The following is an 18614-nucleotide window of genomic DNA, read 5'->3' as shown; positions in this document are numbered from 1 at the left end:
CTCTGGCCCTTAGGAGCATATGCGGGGATCAATGCAGGATAATGCGGTGTTGGGTGCCGACGCCTATCTGGCGTGGTGGCAGCTTGCCGGCGTGGAAGGCGCGGTGGCGGAAACGCCCGTCAACTGGTTGCGTCCGGTCTTGGCCGCTACGGCATCAGCGGCGCAATCGAGCGTCCCGATTGCTCCTCCGGTCGCCAAACCGCAGGATTTGCAGGCGTTTCAGACCTGGTTGGCGAGCGACGCGGGACAGCCCGAACAACGCTGGGCGGGCCGCGCGATTCTGCCGACCGGGCCGATCGATGCGCCATTGATGATCGTCACCGACATGCCCGATCCCGCCGATATCGAGCAAGGAACGCTGTTGGCCGATCGGGCGGGTGCCTTGTTCGATTCGATGCTGCGCGCCATCGGCCTCGACCGGGCACATTGCTATATCGCCTCCCTGTTTTTTGCCCGCCCGCCCGGCGGCATGGTGGAGGCAAGCGACATCGCCAGCGCCGCCACGCGCATGGCCACCCATGTCCATCTCGCCCGGCCCCGCCGCCTGCTTCTGCTCGGCGATCGGACGATCCGTGCGCTGATGCCGACGGGCGGTGGCGAGGCGTCTACTGCTTTACCCGGCTTTAACCATGATGGCGGCATTGTGCCCGTCGTCGCCACATTTCACCCCCGCCTGCTGCTCACGCAACCGGCGGCCAAGGCGCAATGCTGGCGCGCCCTGCAAAGCCTTATCGAGGAAACCGACCATGACTAGAGCCGCGACGCGCCTGTCCTGCCTGGCCCTGTTCGCAATGGGTGCCGCCGCCGCGCTGCCCGTGTCGGCGGAAACGACCGGCACCTTGCCACCGGCATCGGCGGCTTTGGTCAGCAACGCCCCGCTGGTCCTGTCGGACGGCGACAAGGTCCGCTATCGCAGCATCTTCGTCGCCCTGCGCGATCAGAAATGGTCCGAGGCACGCACGATGATCGACGCGCTGGACGCGCAGGATGCAATGCGGCCGCTAGCCCTCTCCGAACTCTATCTCGCCAAAGGATCGCCCAGGGTCGAACTGTTCGACCTGCTCGACCTGGTGAACAAAGCCGCCTGGCTGCCCAAGGCCGATCAAATCTCCCGCCTGGCGCAAAAGCGTGGCGCGACCATCTTGCCGACCCTGCCGCAAGTGCAGAAGATGGTCTGGCTGGGCGCTGCCCCCCGCCGCGAATATGTCGCCGCGGTCAAGACCGACATGCTGGCCCAGGCGCTCGCAGGGCAAATCCAGACGTACATCAAAGCGGACAACCCCATCGGTGCCGAAGCGCTGCTGGCAAGCGGCGAAGCGGGCCTGACGCCTGAAGGCTTGACCGAAGTGCGCCAGCGGGTTGCCTGGGCCTATTATATCGAAAGCGACGATAGCAACGCCCGGCGCATGGCCGCGCGCGCGCTCGAAGCGCGGGCTGGCGGCGACTGGAGCGTACAGGCCCACTGGACCGCTGGCCTTGCCGCCTGGCGCCAGAATGACTGCCGCGCCGCCGCCCCGTCCTTCGCCAATGTTGCGGCGCTGGCGGGTAACAACGACATGCGCGCCGCAGGAGCCTATTGGGCATCGCGCGCCTATATGGTGTGCGGCGAAGCGGACAAGGTCCAAAATTACCTCAAGCTTGCCAGCCGGTCGGAAGAGACTTTCTACGGCCTGCTCGCCCGCGAATCGCTTGGTCTGCCGCTCGGCGCTGCGCCTGTCGCCAACCGGTTCGGCGCGTCCGAATGGCAATTGCTCAAGGACAGCCCCAATGCCCGCGCCGCGATTGCGCTGAGCGCCATCGGCGAAACCGCTCGCGCCGAGGAATTGCTGCGGCATCAGGCGAAGATCGGTGGCACCGGCCATTATGATGCGCTGATCCGTCTCGCCAGCGCGCTCAGCCTGCCCGAAACCCAGCTATGGCTCGCCCATAACGGCCCCGCAGGCAAACAGCCGGAAAGTTTCGCCCGCTTCCCCGCGCCCAACTGGCAGCCCGACGGCGGATGGCGCGTCGACCCGGCGCTGATCTACGCCCACACCCTGCAGGAATCGGGCTTCCGCTCGCAGGTCGTGTCGAGCGCTGGCGCGCGCGGCCTGATGCAGGTGCGGCCCGGCACGGGCAGCGACATGGGCCTCGCCTCGGCCGATCAGTTGTTCGTGCCATCGACCAACATGGAATTTGGCCAGCGCTATCTCGAAGCGCTGCGCGACATGAGCGCGACCGGCGGACTGCTGCCCAAGGTGATGGCGGCCTATAATGCCGGGCCGATGCCTGTCGAACGCTGGAACAGCGAAGTGAAGGACAAGGGCGATCCGCTGCTCTTCATGGAATCGCTGCCCTATTATGAAACCCGCGCCTATGTGAACATCGTCATGCGCAATTACTGGATGTATCAGATCCAGGGCAAGGGCAGCGCCGATTGCCTGACCGGCATGGCCCAGGGCCTGTGGCCGACCTTCCCGACCTCCAAGGGCATGAAGCTGGTGCGGCTGAGCAAGGCCGATGGGCGTGGCAGCATGGGTGGCGGTTCGGACTGATGCCGATCGATGAAAGCCGGGCCTTCATCCCTGTACGCATCGCTGTACTGACAGTGTCGGACACGCGCGGACTGGCCGATGATCGCTCCGGCGACGCGCTGGTCGAACGGCTGGAAAGTGCGGGGCATATCCTCGCCGGTCGCTATGTCGAACGCGACGACAAGGCGGCGATCGTGGCGCGACTGCACGCCTGGATCGACGACCCGCAGGTCGACGTGATCCTGACCACCGGCGGCACCGGCGTTACCGGGCGCGACGTGACCCCCGAAGCGGTGGCGCAGGTGCAGGACAAGGAAATTCCGGGCTTCGGCGAACTGTTCCGCTGGCTCAGCTATCAGAAGATCGGTACCTCCACGATCCAGTCCCGCGCCACCGCCTGCGTCGCGCGCGGCACCTATATCTTCGCCCTGCCTGGCTCCACCGGCGCGGTGAAGGATGCCTGGGACGGCATATTGGTCACCCAACTCGACAGCCGGTTTCGTCCCTGCAATTTCGTCGAACTGATGCCGCGCCTCAACGAGCGCTGAGACGCCCCTTCCCTGCCGTGCGGGGATGACAAAAGCGCGTCGCTCTGGCATCCGCGCTTCCCAGCACAACAGGGACGGCGTCTTCATGATCAGCATCGGAATTTTCGGGGCCGCAGGCCGCATGGGGCAGGCAATCGCCGCAGTCGCGACGGAAGCGGGCTTGGGCCTGGCGGGCGGCACCGACCGCGCAGGCAGCGGCGAGATCGCGCCGGCTGTTCCGATCACGACCGATATCGCGGCGCTGGCCCAGGCAAGCGACGTTCTGATCGATTTCTCCGTCCCCGGTGCCCTCTCGGCCCATCTCGATGCCTGCATCGCCGCGCATAAGCCGATCCTGATCGGCACGACCGGGCTGGAGCCTGTCCATCACGCGCTGATCGATCAGGCCGCGCTGGTCATTCCCGTGCTCCAGACCGGCAATACATCGCTCGGCGTCAACCTGCTCGCCGCCCTCGTGGAACAAGCCGCCGCTGGGCTGGGGGACGACTGGGATATCGAAATCGTGGAGATGCACCACCGGCACAAAGTCGATGCCCCTTCCGGCACCGCCCTGCTGCTCGGTGAGGCGGCAGCGCGCGGACGCGGTATCGACCTTGCCGACCATAGCGAACGCGGCCGCGATGGCATTACAGGCGCACGGGCCAAGGGCGCGATCGGCTTTGCCGCCTTGCGCGGCGGATCGGTGGCGGGCGACCATCAGGTCATTTTCGCCAGCGAAGGCGAGCGGATCGAAATCGGCCACCGCGCCGAGAACCGCTCCATCTTCGCGCGCGGCGCGATCAAGGGCGCGCAGTGGCTCGTCGATCAGCCCGCCGGGCGTCACGACATGAAGGGCGTGCTGGGCCTCTGACCGCCATGAATAAGGCGCAGATCTTCGACTTTTTCAGCCGCCTGGCCGAAGCCAATCCGGCGCCGGTCACCGAACTGGAATATGGCAACGACTATCAGTTGCTGGTCGCCGTCGTGCTGTCCGCGCAGGCCACCGATGTCGGCGTCAACAAGGCGACCCGTGCCCTGTTCCGCGACGTGCAAACGCCCCAGCAGATGGTCGATCTGGGCGAAGACGCGCTCAAGCAGCATATCAAGACGATCGGACTGTTCAACGGCAAGGCCAAGAATGTCATTGCCCTGTCGGAAATATTGGTGCGCGATTTCGGCGGAGAAGTGCCGCAGGATCGCGACACGTTGACCACCCTGCCCGGCGTCGGGCGCAAGACCGCCAATGTCGTGGTCAATACCGCGTTCGGGCAGGAAGCCTTCGCCGTCGATACCCACATCTTCCGCGTCGGCAACCGCACTGGCCTCGCCCCCGGCAAGACGGTGCTCGCGGTCGAGCTGAAACTCGAAAAGCGCGTGCCCGGACCGTTCCGGCGCGACGCGCATCATTGGCTGATCCTGCATGGCCGCTATGTGTGCAAGGCGCGCCGCCCCGAATGCTGGCGCTGCATCGTCGCCGACCTGTGCCGGTTCAAGCCCAAGACGCCCGCACCAAAACCACCCCCTGCCGCCTTGCCGTTATCGCCCAGTTCAGCAGACAGCGAATAAAGGGACGGAACAGCGCCTGCCAGAACGTCGATTCGGCAAAAGCCATGGAGAGACAGCATGATCATTTCGCGAGCCTATCCCCTCGCCTTCGGCCTCGCTTTGGCGGCTGCCGCGACACCGGCCATCGCCAAGGACAGGCCCGACCCCTATGTGGCCAAGGGCGAAGCGGTCACTTGCATCCCGATCCGGTCGATCCGATCGACCAATGTGCGCGACGATCGGACCATCGACTTCATCATGAACGGCCGCAAACTCTACCGCAACACGCTGCCCAACAACTGCCCCAGCCTGGGCTTCGAAAAGCGCTTCTCCTACCAGACCAGCATTTCGCAGCTTTGCTCGGTCGATATCATCACGGTGTTGTGGAACGCTGGGCCAGGCCTGCAACCGGGCGCAAGCTGTGGCCTGGGCAAATTCCAGCCAATGGAAAAGGCGGCGAAATAAGATAGGGCGCGGGTGAATTGAGGCTGGCGCAGGCCCATGGCCTTTGCTAAGCGCCATGTCCGACCAGCGTCATGCACCCATAGCTCAGCTGGATAGAGCGTTGCCCTCCGAAGGCAAAGGCCACTGGTTCGAATCCAGTTGGGTGCACCACATTTTTTAGCCTGAGGCGCCGACGCGGGCATCCGCCCGCTTGGCTGGCCTCGCATAAGCTCGGGCGGCCGTTCGGCCTTGCGAACCTTGGCGGGTTCGAAGTCGCTCTTACCAGATGCACCATTACCGCCGTTGGCGGCTGGCTTATTGCTTCACCACATCATGATGCATCGGCGCGAGTTTCGACAGGAAGCGGTTTTGCGCCTGGAAATCAATCTGCTCCGCGCGCATCGCTTCCTGTAGCAGCTCGACCAGGCGGTTCATGTCCTTACGCTGCACCCCTAAATCCTTATGCGCGCTCGCCATGTCGCGACCGCTGTAGGAACAGCCAGCGTTCAGCAGGTAGCAAAATTGCTCGAACAGTGTCCGGCTCAGGCGCACCTTGTCATGTCCCACGAAAATCTCGCCAATAACGGGATCGGCATAGGCGCGGACAACCATGCCATCGACCACACGCCTGATGCCGTCCTGGCCGTGAAACGCCCGCGCCATGGCACTGCCGGTGAAGGGCGCACCGCCGGCATGGGCCGCATTGGGCGTATAGGGATCGACCGCGTCTTCGCCGGGCATGGCATGGGGTGCGGCTTGCAGCAGGAGCAGCGAGAGAATCAGCGACATGATGACGTCCTTAGAAAGCGGCCTGGAGTGACAGGAGCAGGCCGCGCTGGCCCTTGACGGTGGCGATAGAGCCAAGGTCGGCATAGGCGACCGTGGCAGTCAGGTTGCGATGCACCGCGACCGCAGCGAACAGGTCGAACCAGTCATCTTCTCGCGCGATCCCCAGATTGTCGGGCTTGCTGCGAAATTCACCGCCAATCGCGACCCGGCGTGACAATTGCCAGGCGGCCGATCCTTCGAACTGCAGGCCATAGCTGTCGCGCTTGTCGCCACCAAAACCGAGCAGGCCCATCTGATTCGCCTTGGTCAGCCGGGCAGTGCCGGACAGCAGGATCGAGCGCGACAGGAATAATTTGCTGACCGAAGCGTAATAATCGACGCCTTCGTCATCCTGTGCGCCGATCGCGCGGACGACCGCGCCCTGCCCGTTCTTCTTATATTGCGCGCCGATCGCGATGGCAGGCAGCCGGTCATAGACGAGATCGCCCGCGACCCGGACCTTCGCTCCTATGATATCCTGCGAAAAAGCATAGTCCTTGCCCAGGCCCAGCACGGTGCCGATGTCGTTGGTATTGAAATTCTGATGGGCGTAGCTGAGTTCGAGGCGGTCGCGAAAGCCGACGGCTACGCCCGCGCTCCAATAATCATAATCCTTCACCTCGACCATCGTGCCATGGCCGGACAGGCCGATACCTTCGTCCGTTTCGTTGCCCGCAATCACAGCCCAGGGGGTAAGGCCGCCGCCGCTCGCGCCCTCAAGCGACGCAATGCCATTGGTAAGCAGGAGCTTGCCGCCATGGCGGAGCGGTCTGGCGCTCGCCGTGGGAGACAGGGATAGGGTGGCGAGGAGCGCCATAGTGGCGGCAAGGAGAAGTCGAGTCATGTTCAGCGACATAGACGGACCTGGTTAAAAAAATATTCAGCGTGATGCCGGGAAGAGAGCGGGTTCTGGCGATCCACGCGGATTATAAGTAATTGTTCAATATTTACCGCTAAACACAGCGGCATGCCTAACTTACGCTTTGCGCTCATTCTGTTGTCCTGCACGGCCAGCCCAGTCGTGGCCGGGGATCTCAATCTCAAACTGGTCGATGCGGCGGGGCGCCCGGTGAGCGATGCCGTCGTTTCCGTCCGGCCCGCTGGCGGCATCCCCGCAGGCCCCATCCGCTTTCCCTGGCCCACTACAATGATCCAGCAGAATGTCGCCTTCGTGCCGCATGTCCTGATCGTGCCGGTGGGGGCTACAGTGCGCTTTCCCAACAAGGATAAGGTGCGCCACCACGTCTATTCCTTTTCACGCCCGGCCAAGTTCGAGATCAAGTTATTCGGCCAGGATGAGACCCGCAGCTATACTTTCAAGACGCCGGGTGCCGTCGCGGTGGGATGCAATATCCATGATCAGATGACGGGCTTCATCAAAGTCGTCGAGACGCCCTTCGCCGCCAAGAGCGACGCGGCAGGCACGGCGCGGATCACTGGCATGGCGACCGGCACGGCACAGGTGACGATCTGGCATCCGCTGCTGCGCGCCAAGGATAACGAACTGGTGGTGAACGTCCCCATTCCCGGTAGCGGTGCCGCCAGCAAGACGGTGCCGCTGACGCTGCGCGCCGCGCGGTGAAGGGCGCAACTGCCTTGACGGGGCTATGGCAGCGGTGGGTCTGGCGGCTGCAATCGACGCTGACCCTGCGGATGACCCTCTTCTACGGGGCGCTGTTCGTGGGTGTGTCGATGCTGGCGCTCTATGGCACACGCATGGCGATCGAAACCTATGCCGAAAAGTCGATCCGGCGCGAAATGGCCGTCGGCAGCGCGCTGTTCGATCGCATTGCCGCAATGCAGGTCAGCCAGATGGCGCAGGCCGGCAATGTGCTGGCGAGCGATTTCGGGTTCCGCGAGGCCGTCGGCACGAGCGATGCACCGACCATCATATCCGCGCTCGAAAGCCTCCAGGGCCGCTTCGACCTGCAGCACGCCTTGTTCGTGGGCGTCGATGGCACTGTCGTCGGCCATATGCCGGGCATGTCGGTCGGTGAGAAGAATCAGTTATTCGACGCGCTGGACATGGGCCGGGAGCGCGGCGTCGCCCATTGGGGCGGGGAAAATTACATGGTCGCCGCCTCTCCGGTGCGCGCGCCGATCCTCACGGGATGGGTGATCTTTGCGCGGACGATGGGTCCGGCCGACCTCAGGCAGATTGCGCGCCTGTCCTCGATCGACCTGCATCCCCGCATCCTGCCGCAGACCGGATCGGACATTGGCGCAGGCACCGTCAAGGAAGTCGCACGCAATGGCGAACGCATCCTGATGCAAGCCCGCAGCGTGCCGACCCTGGTCGAATCGGCGCCGCAGATACTCGTCCTGGAATATAGCCTGACGCGCGCGTTGCGGGACTATGCGCCGATCCTATGGGCGTTGCTCGGATTTGGTGCGTTGGGCGCGGTGTTGGCGATCGTGGGCACCTTCGTCGCGTCGCGCCGATTGGCCCGCCCGATCGTGGCGCTGGAGGCCGCCGCGCGCAAGGTCAGTGCAGGCCAGCATGCCGAGGTGGCGGTGGAAACACGCGACGAAATCGGCCAGCTGGCACGTAGCTTCAATCGCATGGTCAATGCGGTCGAGGAACGCGAGCGGCAGATCGCTCATATGGCCTTTCATGATTCGCTGACGGGCTTGCCCAATCGTACCCTGTTGCGCGAACAGATTGCGCTCGCGCTTAGCCGTCATGGCGGCGCGAACTTTGCGCTGTTCTGCCTCGACCTCGACAATTTCAAGTCGGTGAACGATACGCTGGGCCACCCGACCGGCGACGCCCTGCTATGCGAAGTGGCAACGCGGCTGGGCGAAACCTGTCCGCAAGGCTTTGTGGCGCGGCTGGGCGGCGATGAATTTGCGGTGATCCTGCCCGATGGCAGCGGCAGCGCCGACCAGACTGGTCGCGCGTTGGTCAAGGCGCTGGCGCAACCGTTCGACGTCAACGGCCATCGGATCGTGACCGGTACCAGCATCGGTATCGTCTTCGCACCACAGGATGGCCGCGACGCGACGGAACTGCTCAAAAATGCCGACTTGGCGCTGCACCGCGCCAAGGATGACGGCAAGGGCAGCCATCGCTTTTTCGAAAGCGCGATGGATGCTGAAGCACAGGCCCGGCGCGCGATGGAGATCGATCTGCATGACGCCCTGCGCAAGGGGGAGTTGGAACTCTATTTCCAACCCTTGTTCGGCCTGTCGCAGAACCGCGTAACCGCGTTCGAGGCGCTGTTGCGCTGGAACCACCCGGAACATGGCATGGTGTCGCCCGTACAGTTCATACCGCTGGCGGAGGAAACCGGCCTGATCGTCCCGATCGGCGAATGGGCGCTGCACGAAGCCTGCCGCATCGCCGCGACCTGGACCGACGACATCCGCATCGCGGTCAATATCTCGCCCGTGCAGTTCCGCAGTGCGACGCTCAACAGCATCGTGTTGCAGGCGTTGGCGCGGTCGGGCCTGGCACCGAACCGGCTGGAACTGGAGATCACCGAGAGCCTGTTCATCGACAATGTCGAAGCGACGCTCGGCTCGCTCCATTCGCTGCGCGCCTTGGGCGTGCGGATCGCGCTCGATGATTTCGGCACGGGCTATTCGTCGCTCAGCTATTTGCGCAGTTTCCCCTTCGACAAGTTGAAGATCGATCGCAGCTTCATCATCGATCTGCTGGAACATGATGGCGCGACTGCCATCATCCGCGCCATCACCACGCTCGCGGATGCGCTGGGCATCGAAACCACCGCCGAAGGGGTGGAAAGCAGCGAGCAGTTGGAGATATTGCGCGCCGAAGGCTGCAACCAGATCCAGGGCTATTTCTTCAGTCGTCCGATTCCGGCGGGTCAGGTGGCCGCGTTGCTGGAGAAGCTGTCGGGCGACCGTCTGGCCGCCTGACGTCGGTCTGCCAATTGCATCGGCGGGTGGCACGACCTACGACCGCTTTCCATGACCACCACCCCAGACCTTGCCATCCGCATGCGCCGCGCCAGCTTCAACCGCGCGCTGGCGCAAGCCGACCTGCGCATGATCGAAACGCTGCTGGCGCGGGACGCCATTCTCGTTGCGGGGACGGACAGTGCGGTGCTGGCCGGGCGCAAGGCGCAGATGTTGGCGTGGCGGCGCGAGTTCGCCGCGGCGGAGCGGCTGATCTACACCCGAACGCCGGACACGATTATCGCGTCGGCCGTCGAACCGATCGCGATGGAGCATGGCCAATGGCAAGGGATCCTTGCCTCGACGGGCAAACCGCAAGCGTCTGGCATCTATACCGCCAAATGGCGGCAAAGCGGCGAAGACTGGCTGATCGAGGCCGAGATCTACCTCACCCTCGCATGAAGGGGCCGCTCAGTAGGAGCGGCCGACCACCACCCGTTCCACCGCCGCGTCGCCGGTGAAGATGCACTTGCCATCAGCCGCCGCTGCATCGCTCGGCACATTGCGCAGCGTCAGCTTCTCGCCCTTCAGCCACTGCACGACCTTGTCGAGCGCATCGCCGGTTGGCTTGCTCCACTGCACCAGCGCCCAGCCCGGCTTGGCGCTGGCGTCGAAATAGGCCTTGAGCGCATCCAGCGAGCTGATCGAGCTGTCGATATTGCTGTCGAGCCGTCCCTTGGCATCGGCGAACAGCGCCTGCTGAATATCGGTCAGGATCGACGTGGCCCCCGCAACGAAGTCCCCCTTCGCCACGATCTGGCTGTCGAGCTTGCCATCCTCGCGATAGAGCCGGTCGCGGCGGATGACCGAGACATTGCCGCCCGCAACATCGCGGCCGCCGACCTCGATCACGATCGGCGCGCCCTTCTTGACCCAACCCCAGCGCTTGGTCGCGGCCTTGGCCGGGCGCTTGTCGAGCAGCGCGCGAACCGGCTCGCGGAACAGGTCGAGCGCGTTCAACTGACTGACCAGATCGGTGCAATAATCGACGATCGCGGCATCTTCGTCATTGTCGCGCAACATGGGCACGACCACGATCTGATAGGGTGCCACCCGCGGCGGCACACGCAGGCCGTCATCGTCGCCATGGACCATGATGAGGCCGCCGATCATCCGCGTCGACATGCCCCAGCTGGTCGTCTGGGCCAGTTCCTGTTGCCCTTCGGCATTTTGGAACTTGATATTCTGCGCCGTGGAAAAGGTCGTACCCAGGAAATGCGAGGTGCCGGCTTGCAGCGCCTTGCCATCCTGCATCATCGCTTCGATCGAATAGGTGGCGACCGCACCGGGGAAACGCTCATTCTCCGGCTTTTCGCCCGCAACCACCGGCATCGCCACGCAGTCTTCCGCAAAACTGCGATAGACTTCGAGCATCTTCATCGTTTCTTCCAGCGCCTCGTCGACGCTGGCATGGGCCGTATGCCCTTCCTGCCAGAGAAACTCGGTGGTGCGCAGGAACATGCGGGTGCGCATTTCCCAGCGCACGACATTGGCCCACTGGTTGATCAGGACCGGCAGGTCGCGCCACGACTGGACCCAACGGCTGAACGCCGCACCGATCACCGTTTCCGATGTGGGGCGTACGACCAGCGGCTCTTCCAGCTTCGCATCGGGATCAGGCACCAGCTTGCCGTCCTTCTGGATCAGCCGGTGATGCGTGACGACAGCCATTTCCTTGGCGAAGCCGTCGACATGCTCGGCTTCCTTCTCGAAATAGGAAAGCGGGATGAACAGCGGGAAATAGCAATTTTCATGGCCCGTCGCCTTGATCCGTTCGTCCAGCAATTTCTGGATACGTTCCCAGATGCCATAACCCCATGGCCGGATGACCATACAGCCGCGCACGCCGCTTTCCTCGGCCAGGTCGGCCTCGGTAATGACGGCCTGATACCAGGCGGAAAAATCCTGTTCGCGGGTGACGGAAAGGGCGTGCTTCACGGGGTCGGGCCTTAGGCTAGAAACGGAAAGGAATGGCGCGCCATAGGGCAAGCGCGCTACCCCTGTCGACCCCTGAGCATGGCAATGGAGTCAGGCTGGGACGCCCAGTCGATCAAGCCAGGCGCGTGCCTGTTTGGGTTCGCCGACGGCGTCGGACGATACCGGCCCGCGCGCAGCCATGAAATCCTGATGCAGGGCGAACGGCTCCAGGCCCAAAGTGGCGCGCAGATCGTCAATCTCTTCGGCGGTGTCGCACAGGTTGGCGACGATCGGGGCCGCCTTGGCCCGTGCCGTCTTGTCCTTCTGATGATCGAACAGGCCCCATTTGCCGCTGGCGGTGGTCTGGAGCGCCGCGATCAGCGCCTCGCGATAGGCGAGTTCCAGTTCCTCGCGGCGAACGTCGAGCCGCTCCAACCGATCCGCCTTCGCCATGGTCCCGTCCGATCCTGTTATTCAGCTCAGCTTGTCGATCTTCGCGTTCAACGCCGCCAGTTGCGCCTTGAGCGCCGCAATCTCGTCATCCTTGCTGCCGTCCGTTGCAGCGGGTGCAGGTGTCGCACCCGGAACGCCTGGCATCCCCGGCACGCCATTGCCAAAGGCGCTGGCCGCCGCTTCGAACATCTGCAGGTTGCGCTTGGCGATCTCGGCCAATGGGCCGCCGCCAAAAGCGCCCTTCATGGCTTCCTGAAATTGCTGCTGGTTCTTGCGGAACGCATCCATCGACGATTCCAGATATTGCGGCACCATCGACTGCATCGAATCGCCATACATGGAAATCAGCTGGCGCAGGAAGTTGACCGGCAGCATGTTGGTGCCGCGCTGTTCTTCCTCCATGATGATCTGGGTCAGGACGTTGTGCGTGATGTCCTCGCCGGACTTAGCATCGACCACGGTGAACTCGCGCCCTTCACGAGTCATCTGCGACAGCAGGTCGAGCGTGATGTAGCTGGAAGTTTCGGTATTATAGAGACGCCGGTTGGCGTACTTCTTGATAACGACCGGATCGGATTCGTTGACCACTTTAGATTTGGACATGAAAGCCTCTCCCTCAGAACCTCATTCTGCACTAGCACAAGGCCATGTCGCACCGCAACATGGACCGCGCCCATTACCCCTTTTTCTCAATATTTTATGGCGCGAGACGCAGGGTGATCCTGAACTGCGCCGCCGCGCGTTCACAGGCTTGCGTCGCTATCAGGAGGCGCAGCGCGCGCCTGCTCCTCCCGCCCCCGATTGCGTGGCCGTGGCGGGCAGCGCTCGACTGCTGCGCTATGGCGTTGAAAATGGGCGGGCACCGGTGGTCTTCATCCCATCGCTGATCAATCCGCCGCAAGTATTGGACCTGTCGGAAAGCCGATCGATGCTGCGCCACATGTGCGCATCGGGGCATGACGCTTATCTGGTCGATTGGGGCGCGCCGACGCACCGCGATGCAGCGATGGGCCTGGATGCGCATATAACGGAGCGATTACTGCCATTGCTCGCCGATCTACCGCGCCCGCCCATTCTGGCGGGCTATTGCCTTGGCGGCACGTTGGCGATTGCTGCGGCCATGCTGCGCGAGGTAACGGCCGTCGTCGCGATCGCGTCGCCCTGGACGTTCGACGGGTTCGCCGATGCCGACCGACAGGAAATCAGCGTGCTGTGGGGCGACGCCAAGGCGATCTGCGAACGGCTGGGTTATGTGCCGATGGAAGTGCTGCAATCGGGCTTCTGGGCGATGGACCCCAAGCGCACGATCCAGAAATATGCCGCCTTCGCCGATATGGAGGAAGGATCGGACGCGGCCCGCGCGTTCCTCGCGGTCGAGGATTGGGCCAATGAAGGCGCACCGCTGACTTTCGCTGCGGCCCGCGACTTGTTCGATGACCTCTATGCGGGCAATGCGACCGGCGAAGGGCGGTGGTCGGTAGGCGGCAAAGTAATCGATCCCAAAGCCCTGCCCTGCCCCAGCCTCTCGATCCGCTCGACAACCGACCGCATCGTGCCCGCCGCAGCCGCCCCGGATCTCGCCGAACAACGCAGCCTGGCATTGGGACATGTCGGCATGGTCGTGGGCGGCCGGGCACGCACACTACTATGGGATCCACTGTCCGATTGGGTTTCCAGCCATGGCGGATGATGCTATGGGCGCGGGCGAAAACAACCCCTGTCATTAGAGGATCAGGCCTTTGTCAGACATCGTGATTACCGCCGCCAAGCGCACCGCCGTCGGTAGCTTCATGGGCGCTTTCGGATCGACCCCGGCGCATGAACTGGGTCGCCAGGCGATCCTCGCTGCACTGGCGCAGGCCAGTGTCGCGCCGGAGGAAGTGGACGAAGTGATCCTGGGCCAAGTGCTAAGTGCAGGCCAGGGCCAGAACCCGGCGCGCCAGGCCGCCGTCAATGCGGGCATTCCGGTGGAACGCACCGCCATCGGCATCAACCAGTTGTGCGGTTCAGGCCTGCGCGCTGTTGCGCTGGCGGCACAGGCGATCCGTGCGGGCGACGCCAACATCATGGTTGCAGGTGGGCAGGAAAGCATGTCGCTCGCCCCCCATGCGCAATATCTGCGTGGCGGTAGCAAGATGGGCAATGTCAGCCTGATCGACACGATGATTCACGACGGCCTGACCGACGCCTTCAACAATTATCATATGGGCATCACCGCGGAAAATCTGGCGGAAAAATATCAGATCAGCCGGGAAGCGCAGGACGCTTTCGCCGTTGCCAGCCAGAACAAGGCGGAAGCGGCGCGCGCTTCGGGTCGCTTTGCCGACGAAATCGTGCCGATCACGATCAAGGGCCGCAAGGGCGACACCATCGTCGATGCCGACGAATATATCCGCGCGGGTGCCACGATCGAGGGGATGCAGGCGCTGCGTCCGGCCTTCAAGAAGGATGGCAGCGTGACCGCCGGCAATGCGAGCGGCCTGAACGATGGTGCCGCCGCGTTGGTGTTGATGACCGCTGATGCTGCGGCCAAGCGCGGTGCTACGATCCTGGGGCGGATCGCTGGTTTCGCCACCTGCGGCGTCGATCCCTCGATCATGGGCATCGGCCCGGCCCCGGCAAGCCGGAAGGCGCTGGAAAAGGCAGGCTGGTCCGTCGCCGACCTCGCCCTGATCGAAGCCAATGAGGCGTTCGCGGCGCAGGCGCTGTCGGTCGGCCAGGAACTGGGCTGGGATGCGGAGAAGGTCAACGTCAATGGCGGCGCGATCGCCATCGGCCATCCGATCGGTGCTTCGGGCGCGCGCGTGCTGACGACGTTGCTCTACGAAATGGCCAAGCGCGATGCGAAAAAGGGTCTGGCGACGCTGTGCATCGGCGGCGGCATGGGCGTGGCGATGTGCATCGAGCGCTGATGTCTGCGTAAGTGTGAAAAAGGGCCGCCGCTCCAATCGGAGCGGCGGCCTTTTTTATTATGGTTCAGGTCAGCCGGATCAGCGACTGCGCTATCAGGCGCGTCACTCCATCTCCAATATGACCGCGTCGACGGCCAGGCTGTCACCCTGGGCGGCCGACACGCTCTTCACCACACCAGCCTTTTGCGCGCGCAGGATATTTTCCATCTTCATCGCCTCGATCACGGCGAGCGGCTGACCGGCCTCGACCTTGTCGCCCGCCCCCACATGCAGCGCGACCAGCAAGCCGGGCATCGGGCAGATCAGGTAGCGCGACAGGTCTGGCGGGATCTTCTCGATCATGTGCGCGGCATAGGGCGCGGCATGGGCAGGCAGGATACGCAACTTATGGCTGGCACCATGGGCGGTCAGGACGAAGCCGGCGCGGGTCGGGGCGATCTTCACCGCCAATTCCTCCTCGCCGAACTCCGCTTCGATCAGCCGATCGCCGGGCGTATATTCCAGCGCCATGTCTACGCCCACGCCATCGACGGTGACATCGTCGCCGTCGATTTCCACATCATGGACGCTGTCGCCGATCTTGACCTGCCAGCCTGTGGGTGGCGGCAAGCGTTTGCCCAACTGGCCGTCGATGCGGCGGGCGCGGTCGGCCTGGGCCATGGCGGCGAAGGCACCGATCGCCGCGAGCCGCTGCAGCAATTCGGGCGACGCGGGTGCGCCCTGGAAGCCATCGGGATATTCTTCAGCGATGAAGCCGGTGGTAATGTTGCCGGAGCGGAAACGCTCATGCTGCATCAGCGCGGACACGAAATCGATATTGTGGCCCGGCCCTTCAATCTCGAACTTGTCGAGGGCCTCGATCTGCTTGTCGATGGCCTCCAGCCGCGTGGGTGCCCAGGTGATCAGCTTGGCGATCATCGGGTCGTAGAACATGGAGACTTCGCCGCCCTCGACCACGCCATCATCGACACGGATGAGCGCGCCGTTCTCATCGGTGCCGGTTTCGGGCGGATTATAGCGGATCAGGCGACCAGTGGACGGCAGGAAGCCGCGATAGGGGTCTTCGGCATAGACGCGGTTCTCGATCGCCCAGCCGTTGATCTTGACGTCATCCTGGGTGAAGGTCAGCGCCTCACCATTGGCGACGCGGATCATCTGTTCGACCAGATCTACGCCGGTAATTTCTTCGGTCACAGGATGTTCGACCTGCAACCGGGTGTTCATTTCGAGGAAGTAGAAGCCCTCACCCGTCGTGTCCGCGCCGCTGACGATCAGTTCGACGGTCCCGGCGCTGAAATAGCCGACCGCGCGGGCGAGCGCGACGCACTGCTCGCCCATCGCCTTGCGCATCTTGGGTGTGACGAAGGGCGACGGCGCTTCCTCCACCACCTTCTGGTGACGGCGCTGGATCGAACATTCGCGTTCGTTCAAATAGACGATATTGCCATGCTGATCGCCCAATATCTGAATTTCGATATGGCGCGGGCTTTCGATGAACTTCTCGATGAACACGCGATCGTCGCCGAAACTGGCCAGGCCTTCGCGCTTGGTCGCTTCAAAGCCTTCGCGGACATCCTGCTCATTATAAGCGAGGCGCATCCCCTTGCCGCCGCCACCGGCCGACGCCTTCATCATCACCGGGTAGCCGATCTCGTTCGAGATTTTGACGGCATGTTCGGTGTCGTCGATGACGCCGACGAAGCCCGGCACGACATTGACGCCCGCTCCCAGCGCGAGCTTCTTGGACTCGATCTTGTCACCCATCGCCGCGATGGCATTAGCGGGGGGACCGACGAAGATGATGCCTTCCGCGTCCAGCGCCTTACGGAAGCTCTCGCGTTCGGAGAGGAAGCCGTAGCCGGGATGGACCGCGTCCGCGCCGGTCTGCTTGCAGGCCTCGATGATCTTGTCTGCGATCAGATAGGATTGGGCTGCAGGCGACGGGCCGATATGGACGGCCTCGTCCGCCATCAGCACATGCGGCGCGCGCGCATCGGCATCGGAATAGACCGCGACGGTCTTGATGCCCATCTTCTTGGCCGTGCGCATGACACGACACGCAATTTCGCCACGGTTCGCGATCAGGATCTTGGTGATTGCCATTATTTTTGCCTGCTCCGACTTATACGTTCTGTAATTATGTGGGTAGCTAACAGCCCGCCAATGATGACCGGCAAACCTGGAAATAGCAGAAGAACACCATGTGCGTTTTCGGGTAGGAACTTCCCGACGATCCCTACTGCCAAAAAGAAGAGAGGGCACATGATGAGAAATACGCCAAAACTGACGAACATTTTCACGATGACGTAGCGACCAAAACTCATTTAGTCGGCTCCGAAACAAACCACACGATCGTCATGCCGGACTTGATCCGGCATCCCGCTTTCTTCTCGCGCAACCGCAGCGAAGGAGCGGGACCCCGGATCAAGTCCGGGGTGACGGAGGTGGGAGTGAAATTCACGCCGCCGCCTCCATCGCGATCTTCACCTCAGCCTGCATCGGCACCACGCCCAGCTTCGCAAACAGCGCTGCGTCCGCATTGTCGCCCGCATTGGCCGTCGTCAGCAGCTTGTCGCCAGTGAAGATGCTGTTCGCACCCGCCATGAAGCACAAAGCCTGACACGCATCCGACATGCTTTCGCGCCCGGCGCTCAGCCGCACCATGCTCTCAGGCATCACGATCCGCGCCACCGCCACCGTCCGCACAAACTCGATCTCGTCGATCTTCGCGAGCGGGGTGTCGGCCAGCATATTGCCCAGCACGGTGCCCTTGACCGGCACCAGCGCGTTGATCGGCACGCTCTGCGGATGGCTTGGCAGCACGGCCAGCGCGTGCAGGAAACCCACCCGATCCTCGCGCGTCTCGCCCATGCCGACGATCCCGCCGGAACACACATTGATCCCCGAATTGCGGACATTCTCCAGCGTTTCCAGCCGGTCATCAAAGGTCCGGGTGGTAATCACCTTCTCATAATGTTCGGGCGAGGTGTCGATATTATGGTTGTAATAATCGAGGCCCGCATCGGCCAACATCTTGGCCTGACCTTCGCTCAGCATCCCCAGCGTCATGCAGGTTTCCATGCCCATCTGGCGCACGCCCTGCACCATCTGGACAATGGCGGGCATGTCCCGCTCCTTGGGATTGCGCCACGCCGCGCCCATGCAAAAGCGCGAACTGCCCGCATCCTTCGCCTGCGCCGCCGCCTGCATCACGGCCTGCACGCTCATAAGCTTTTCGGCCTTGAGACCGCTTTCCGCCGATGCCGACTGGTTGCAATAGCCGCAATCCTCCGGGCAGCCGCCGGTCTTGATCGACAGCAGGGTGGAGAGTTGCACTTCGTTGCGCGGGAAATTGGCGCGGTGGATGGTCTGCGCCTCGAACATCAGGTCGGCGAACGGCAGGTCGAACAGCGCGGCGATTTCGGCGCGGGTCCAGTCGGTGCGGGCGATTGTCACGGCGTTCATTGCCCAACTCCGTTCAGGCTGAGCGAAGTCGAAGCCGTCCGCTGAGCGGAGCGAAGCATGTAGCCTTCGACAAGCTCAGGCTGGTCCTT

Annotated in this window: 18 protein-coding genes and 1 tRNA gene; 12 read left to right on the top strand and 7 right to left on the bottom strand. The window is 63.3% G+C overall.

Annotated elements, in window-relative coordinates; translation table 11 throughout:
* Positions 1-19: 19 nt before the first annotated feature.
* From OVY48_RS19260 to OVY48_RS19230, 7 genes are all read left to right on the top strand, one after another.
* Positions 20-754, top strand: a complete 735-nt coding sequence (locus tag OVY48_RS19260) for a uracil-DNA glycosylase family protein (RefSeq protein ID WP_313924056.1) — start codon at positions 20-22, stop codon at positions 752-754.
* Positions 747-2534: a lytic transglycosylase domain-containing protein gene (locus OVY48_RS19255; RefSeq protein ID WP_313924055.1), complete on the top strand. Its 1788-nt coding sequence runs from the start codon at positions 747-749 to the stop codon at positions 2532-2534. The genes OVY48_RS19260 and OVY48_RS19255 overlap by 8 nt, the downstream gene beginning before the upstream one ends.
* Positions 2534-3061, top strand: coding sequence for a molybdenum cofactor biosynthesis protein B (gene moaB, locus OVY48_RS19250; RefSeq protein ID WP_313924054.1), 528 nt, complete (start codon positions 2534-2536; stop codon positions 3059-3061). The genes OVY48_RS19255 and moaB overlap by 1 nt, the downstream gene beginning before the upstream one ends.
* 85 nt (positions 3062-3146) lie before the next feature.
* The gene (dapB, locus tag OVY48_RS19245; protein WP_313924053.1) at positions 3147-3911 is read left to right on the top strand and encodes a 4-hydroxy-tetrahydrodipicolinate reductase; all 765 of its coding nucleotides are present in this window, start codon (positions 3147-3149) and stop codon (positions 3909-3911) included.
* 5 nt (positions 3912-3916) lie between these two features.
* The gene (gene nth / locus OVY48_RS19240; RefSeq protein ID WP_313924052.1) at positions 3917-4606 is read left to right on the top strand and encodes an endonuclease III; all 690 of its coding nucleotides are present in this window, start codon (positions 3917-3919) and stop codon (positions 4604-4606) included.
* Positions 4607-4663: 57 nt separating this feature from the next.
* Positions 4664-5050 carry a hypothetical protein gene (locus tag OVY48_RS19235; RefSeq protein ID WP_313924051.1) on the top strand — a complete coding sequence of 129 codons (387 nt, stop codon included), beginning with the start codon at positions 4664-4666 and terminating at the stop codon, positions 5048-5050.
* Between the two features lie 73 nt (positions 5051-5123).
* Positions 5124-5200: transfer RNA gene (locus OVY48_RS19230), tRNA-Arg, on the top strand.
* Between the two features lie 144 nt (positions 5201-5344).
* Here the strand turns inward: OVY48_RS19230 and OVY48_RS19225 are convergent.
* Both OVY48_RS19225 and OVY48_RS19220 read right to left on the bottom strand, forming a co-directional pair.
* Positions 5345-5818 carry a group 1 truncated hemoglobin gene (locus tag OVY48_RS19225; protein ID WP_313924049.1) on the bottom strand — a complete coding sequence of 158 codons (474 nt, stop codon included), beginning with the start codon at positions 5816-5818 and terminating at the stop codon, positions 5345-5347.
* 10 nt (positions 5819-5828) lie between these two features.
* Positions 5829-6701, bottom strand: coding sequence for a DUF3034 family protein (locus OVY48_RS19220; RefSeq protein ID WP_313924048.1), 873 nt, complete (start codon positions 6699-6701; stop codon positions 5829-5831).
* A gap of 123 nt (positions 6702-6824) precedes the next feature.
* Here OVY48_RS19220 and OVY48_RS19215 point away from each other — a divergent pair, with 123 nt between their 5' ends.
* From OVY48_RS19215 to OVY48_RS19205, 3 genes are read left to right on the top strand one after another with little or no spacing between them, the layout of a single operon-like run.
* Positions 6825-7439 carry a plastocyanin/azurin family domain protein gene (locus OVY48_RS19215; RefSeq protein WP_037476808.1) on the top strand — a complete coding sequence of 205 codons (615 nt, stop codon included), beginning with the start codon at positions 6825-6827 and terminating at the stop codon, positions 7437-7439.
* Positions 7440-7453: 14 nt separating this feature from the next.
* Complete coding sequence (locus OVY48_RS19210; RefSeq protein WP_313924047.1) at positions 7454-9739, top strand: EAL domain-containing protein; 2286 nt, start codon at positions 7454-7456, stop codon at positions 9737-9739.
* A gap of 51 nt (positions 9740-9790) precedes the next feature.
* On the top strand, positions 9791-10180 hold the full coding sequence (locus OVY48_RS19205; RefSeq protein WP_313924046.1) for a DUF4440 domain-containing protein: 390 nt from the start codon (positions 9791-9793) through the stop codon (positions 10178-10180).
* A 9-nt stretch (positions 10181-10189) separates the two neighbouring features.
* Here the strand turns inward: OVY48_RS19205 and proS are convergent, their stop codons facing one another.
* The 3 genes from proS to phaR all read right to left on the bottom strand — a co-directional run bounded on the left by proS (position 10190) and on the right by phaR (position 12751).
* Positions 10190-11716 (bottom strand): proline--tRNA ligase, encoded by a 1527-nt coding sequence (gene proS / locus OVY48_RS19200; RefSeq protein ID WP_313924045.1) that lies wholly within the window; start codon positions 11714-11716, stop codon positions 10190-10192.
* 90 nt (positions 11717-11806) lie between these two features.
* A complete protein-coding gene (locus tag OVY48_RS19195) occupies positions 11807-12148 on the bottom strand; it encodes a hypothetical protein (protein ID WP_313924044.1) in 342 nt (113 codons plus the stop codon).
* 21 nt (positions 12149-12169) lie between these two features.
* Entirely contained in the window at positions 12170-12751 is a 582-nt protein-coding gene (phaR, locus tag OVY48_RS19190; protein WP_096060475.1) for a polyhydroxyalkanoate synthesis repressor PhaR, read from the bottom strand.
* Between phaR and OVY48_RS19185 the strand changes: the two genes are divergently transcribed.
* Both OVY48_RS19185 and OVY48_RS19180 read left to right on the top strand, forming a co-directional pair.
* Positions 12750-13838, top strand: coding sequence for an alpha/beta hydrolase (locus OVY48_RS19185; RefSeq protein WP_409593467.1), 1089 nt, complete (start codon positions 12750-12752; stop codon positions 13836-13838). The genes phaR and OVY48_RS19185 overlap by 2 nt on opposite strands.
* A 49-nt stretch (positions 13839-13887) precedes the next feature.
* Entirely contained in the window at positions 13888-15060 is a 1173-nt protein-coding gene (locus OVY48_RS19180; RefSeq protein WP_313924042.1) for an acetyl-CoA C-acetyltransferase, read from the top strand.
* Between the two features lie 102 nt (positions 15061-15162).
* Here OVY48_RS19180 and OVY48_RS19175 read toward each other — a convergent pair whose 3' ends face one another.
* Together OVY48_RS19175 and bioB are read right to left on the bottom strand one after the other, a co-directional pair.
* Positions 15163-17163: an acetyl/propionyl/methylcrotonyl-CoA carboxylase subunit alpha gene (locus tag OVY48_RS19175; RefSeq protein ID WP_313924040.1), complete on the bottom strand. Its 2001-nt coding sequence runs from the start codon at positions 17161-17163 to the stop codon at positions 15163-15165.
* A gap of 354 nt (positions 17164-17517) precedes the next feature.
* A complete protein-coding gene (gene bioB / locus OVY48_RS19170; protein ID WP_313924039.1) occupies positions 17518-18525 on the bottom strand; it encodes a biotin synthase BioB in 1008 nt (335 codons plus the stop codon).
* Positions 18526-18614 lie beyond the last annotated feature (89 nt).

Origin of the sequence: Sphingobium sp. SA2, from assembly GCF_032227065.1 — a bacterium.
Classification (GTDB): domain Bacteria; phylum Pseudomonadota; class Alphaproteobacteria; order Sphingomonadales; family Sphingomonadaceae; genus Sphingobium.
The sequence above is the reverse complement of the archived record's forward strand: the minus strand, read 5'-3'. Positions and strand labels throughout refer to the sequence as shown.

Coding starts and splice junctions, on each gene's coding strand:
- OVY48_RS19235 (WP_313924051.1), top strand. CDS start 4,664: ATGATCATTTCGCGAGCCTATCCCCTCGCCTTCGGCCTCGCTTTGGCG.
- OVY48_RS19185 (WP_409593467.1), top strand. CDS start 12,750: ATGAAAGCCTCTCCCTCAGAACCTCATTCTGCACTAGCACAAGGCCAT.
- nth (WP_313924052.1), top strand. CDS start 3,917: ATGAATAAGGCGCAGATCTTCGACTTTTTCAGCCGCCTGGCCGAAGCC.
- OVY48_RS19215 (WP_037476808.1), top strand. CDS start 6,825: ATGCCTAACTTACGCTTTGCGCTCATTCTGTTGTCCTGCACGGCCAGC.
- OVY48_RS19220 (WP_313924048.1), bottom strand. CDS start 6,701: ATGACTCGACTTCTCCTTGCCGCCACTATGGCGCTCCTCGCCACCCTA.
- OVY48_RS19260 (WP_313924056.1), top strand. CDS start 20: ATGCGGGGATCAATGCAGGATAATGCGGTGTTGGGTGCCGACGCCTAT.
- phaR (WP_096060475.1), bottom strand. CDS start 12,751: ATGTCCAAATCTAAAGTGGTCAACGAATCCGATCCGGTCGTTATCAAG.
- OVY48_RS19195 (WP_313924044.1), bottom strand. CDS start 12,148: ATGGCGAAGGCGGATCGGTTGGAGCGGCTCGACGTTCGCCGCGAGGAA.
- OVY48_RS19175 (WP_313924040.1), bottom strand. CDS start 17,163: ATGGCAATCACCAAGATCCTGATCGCGAACCGTGGCGAAATTGCGTGT.
- bioB (WP_313924039.1), bottom strand. CDS start 18,525: ATGAACGCCGTGACAATCGCCCGCACCGACTGGACCCGCGCCGAAATC.
- moaB (WP_313924054.1), top strand. CDS start 2,534: ATGCCGATCGATGAAAGCCGGGCCTTCATCCCTGTACGCATCGCTGTA.
- OVY48_RS19205 (WP_313924046.1), top strand. CDS start 9,791: ATGACCACCACCCCAGACCTTGCCATCCGCATGCGCCGCGCCAGCTTC.
- dapB (WP_313924053.1), top strand. CDS start 3,147: ATGATCAGCATCGGAATTTTCGGGGCCGCAGGCCGCATGGGGCAGGCA.
- OVY48_RS19255 (WP_313924055.1), top strand. CDS start 747: ATGACTAGAGCCGCGACGCGCCTGTCCTGCCTGGCCCTGTTCGCAATG.
- OVY48_RS19225 (WP_313924049.1), bottom strand. CDS start 5,818: ATGTCGCTGATTCTCTCGCTGCTCCTGCTGCAAGCCGCACCCCATGCC.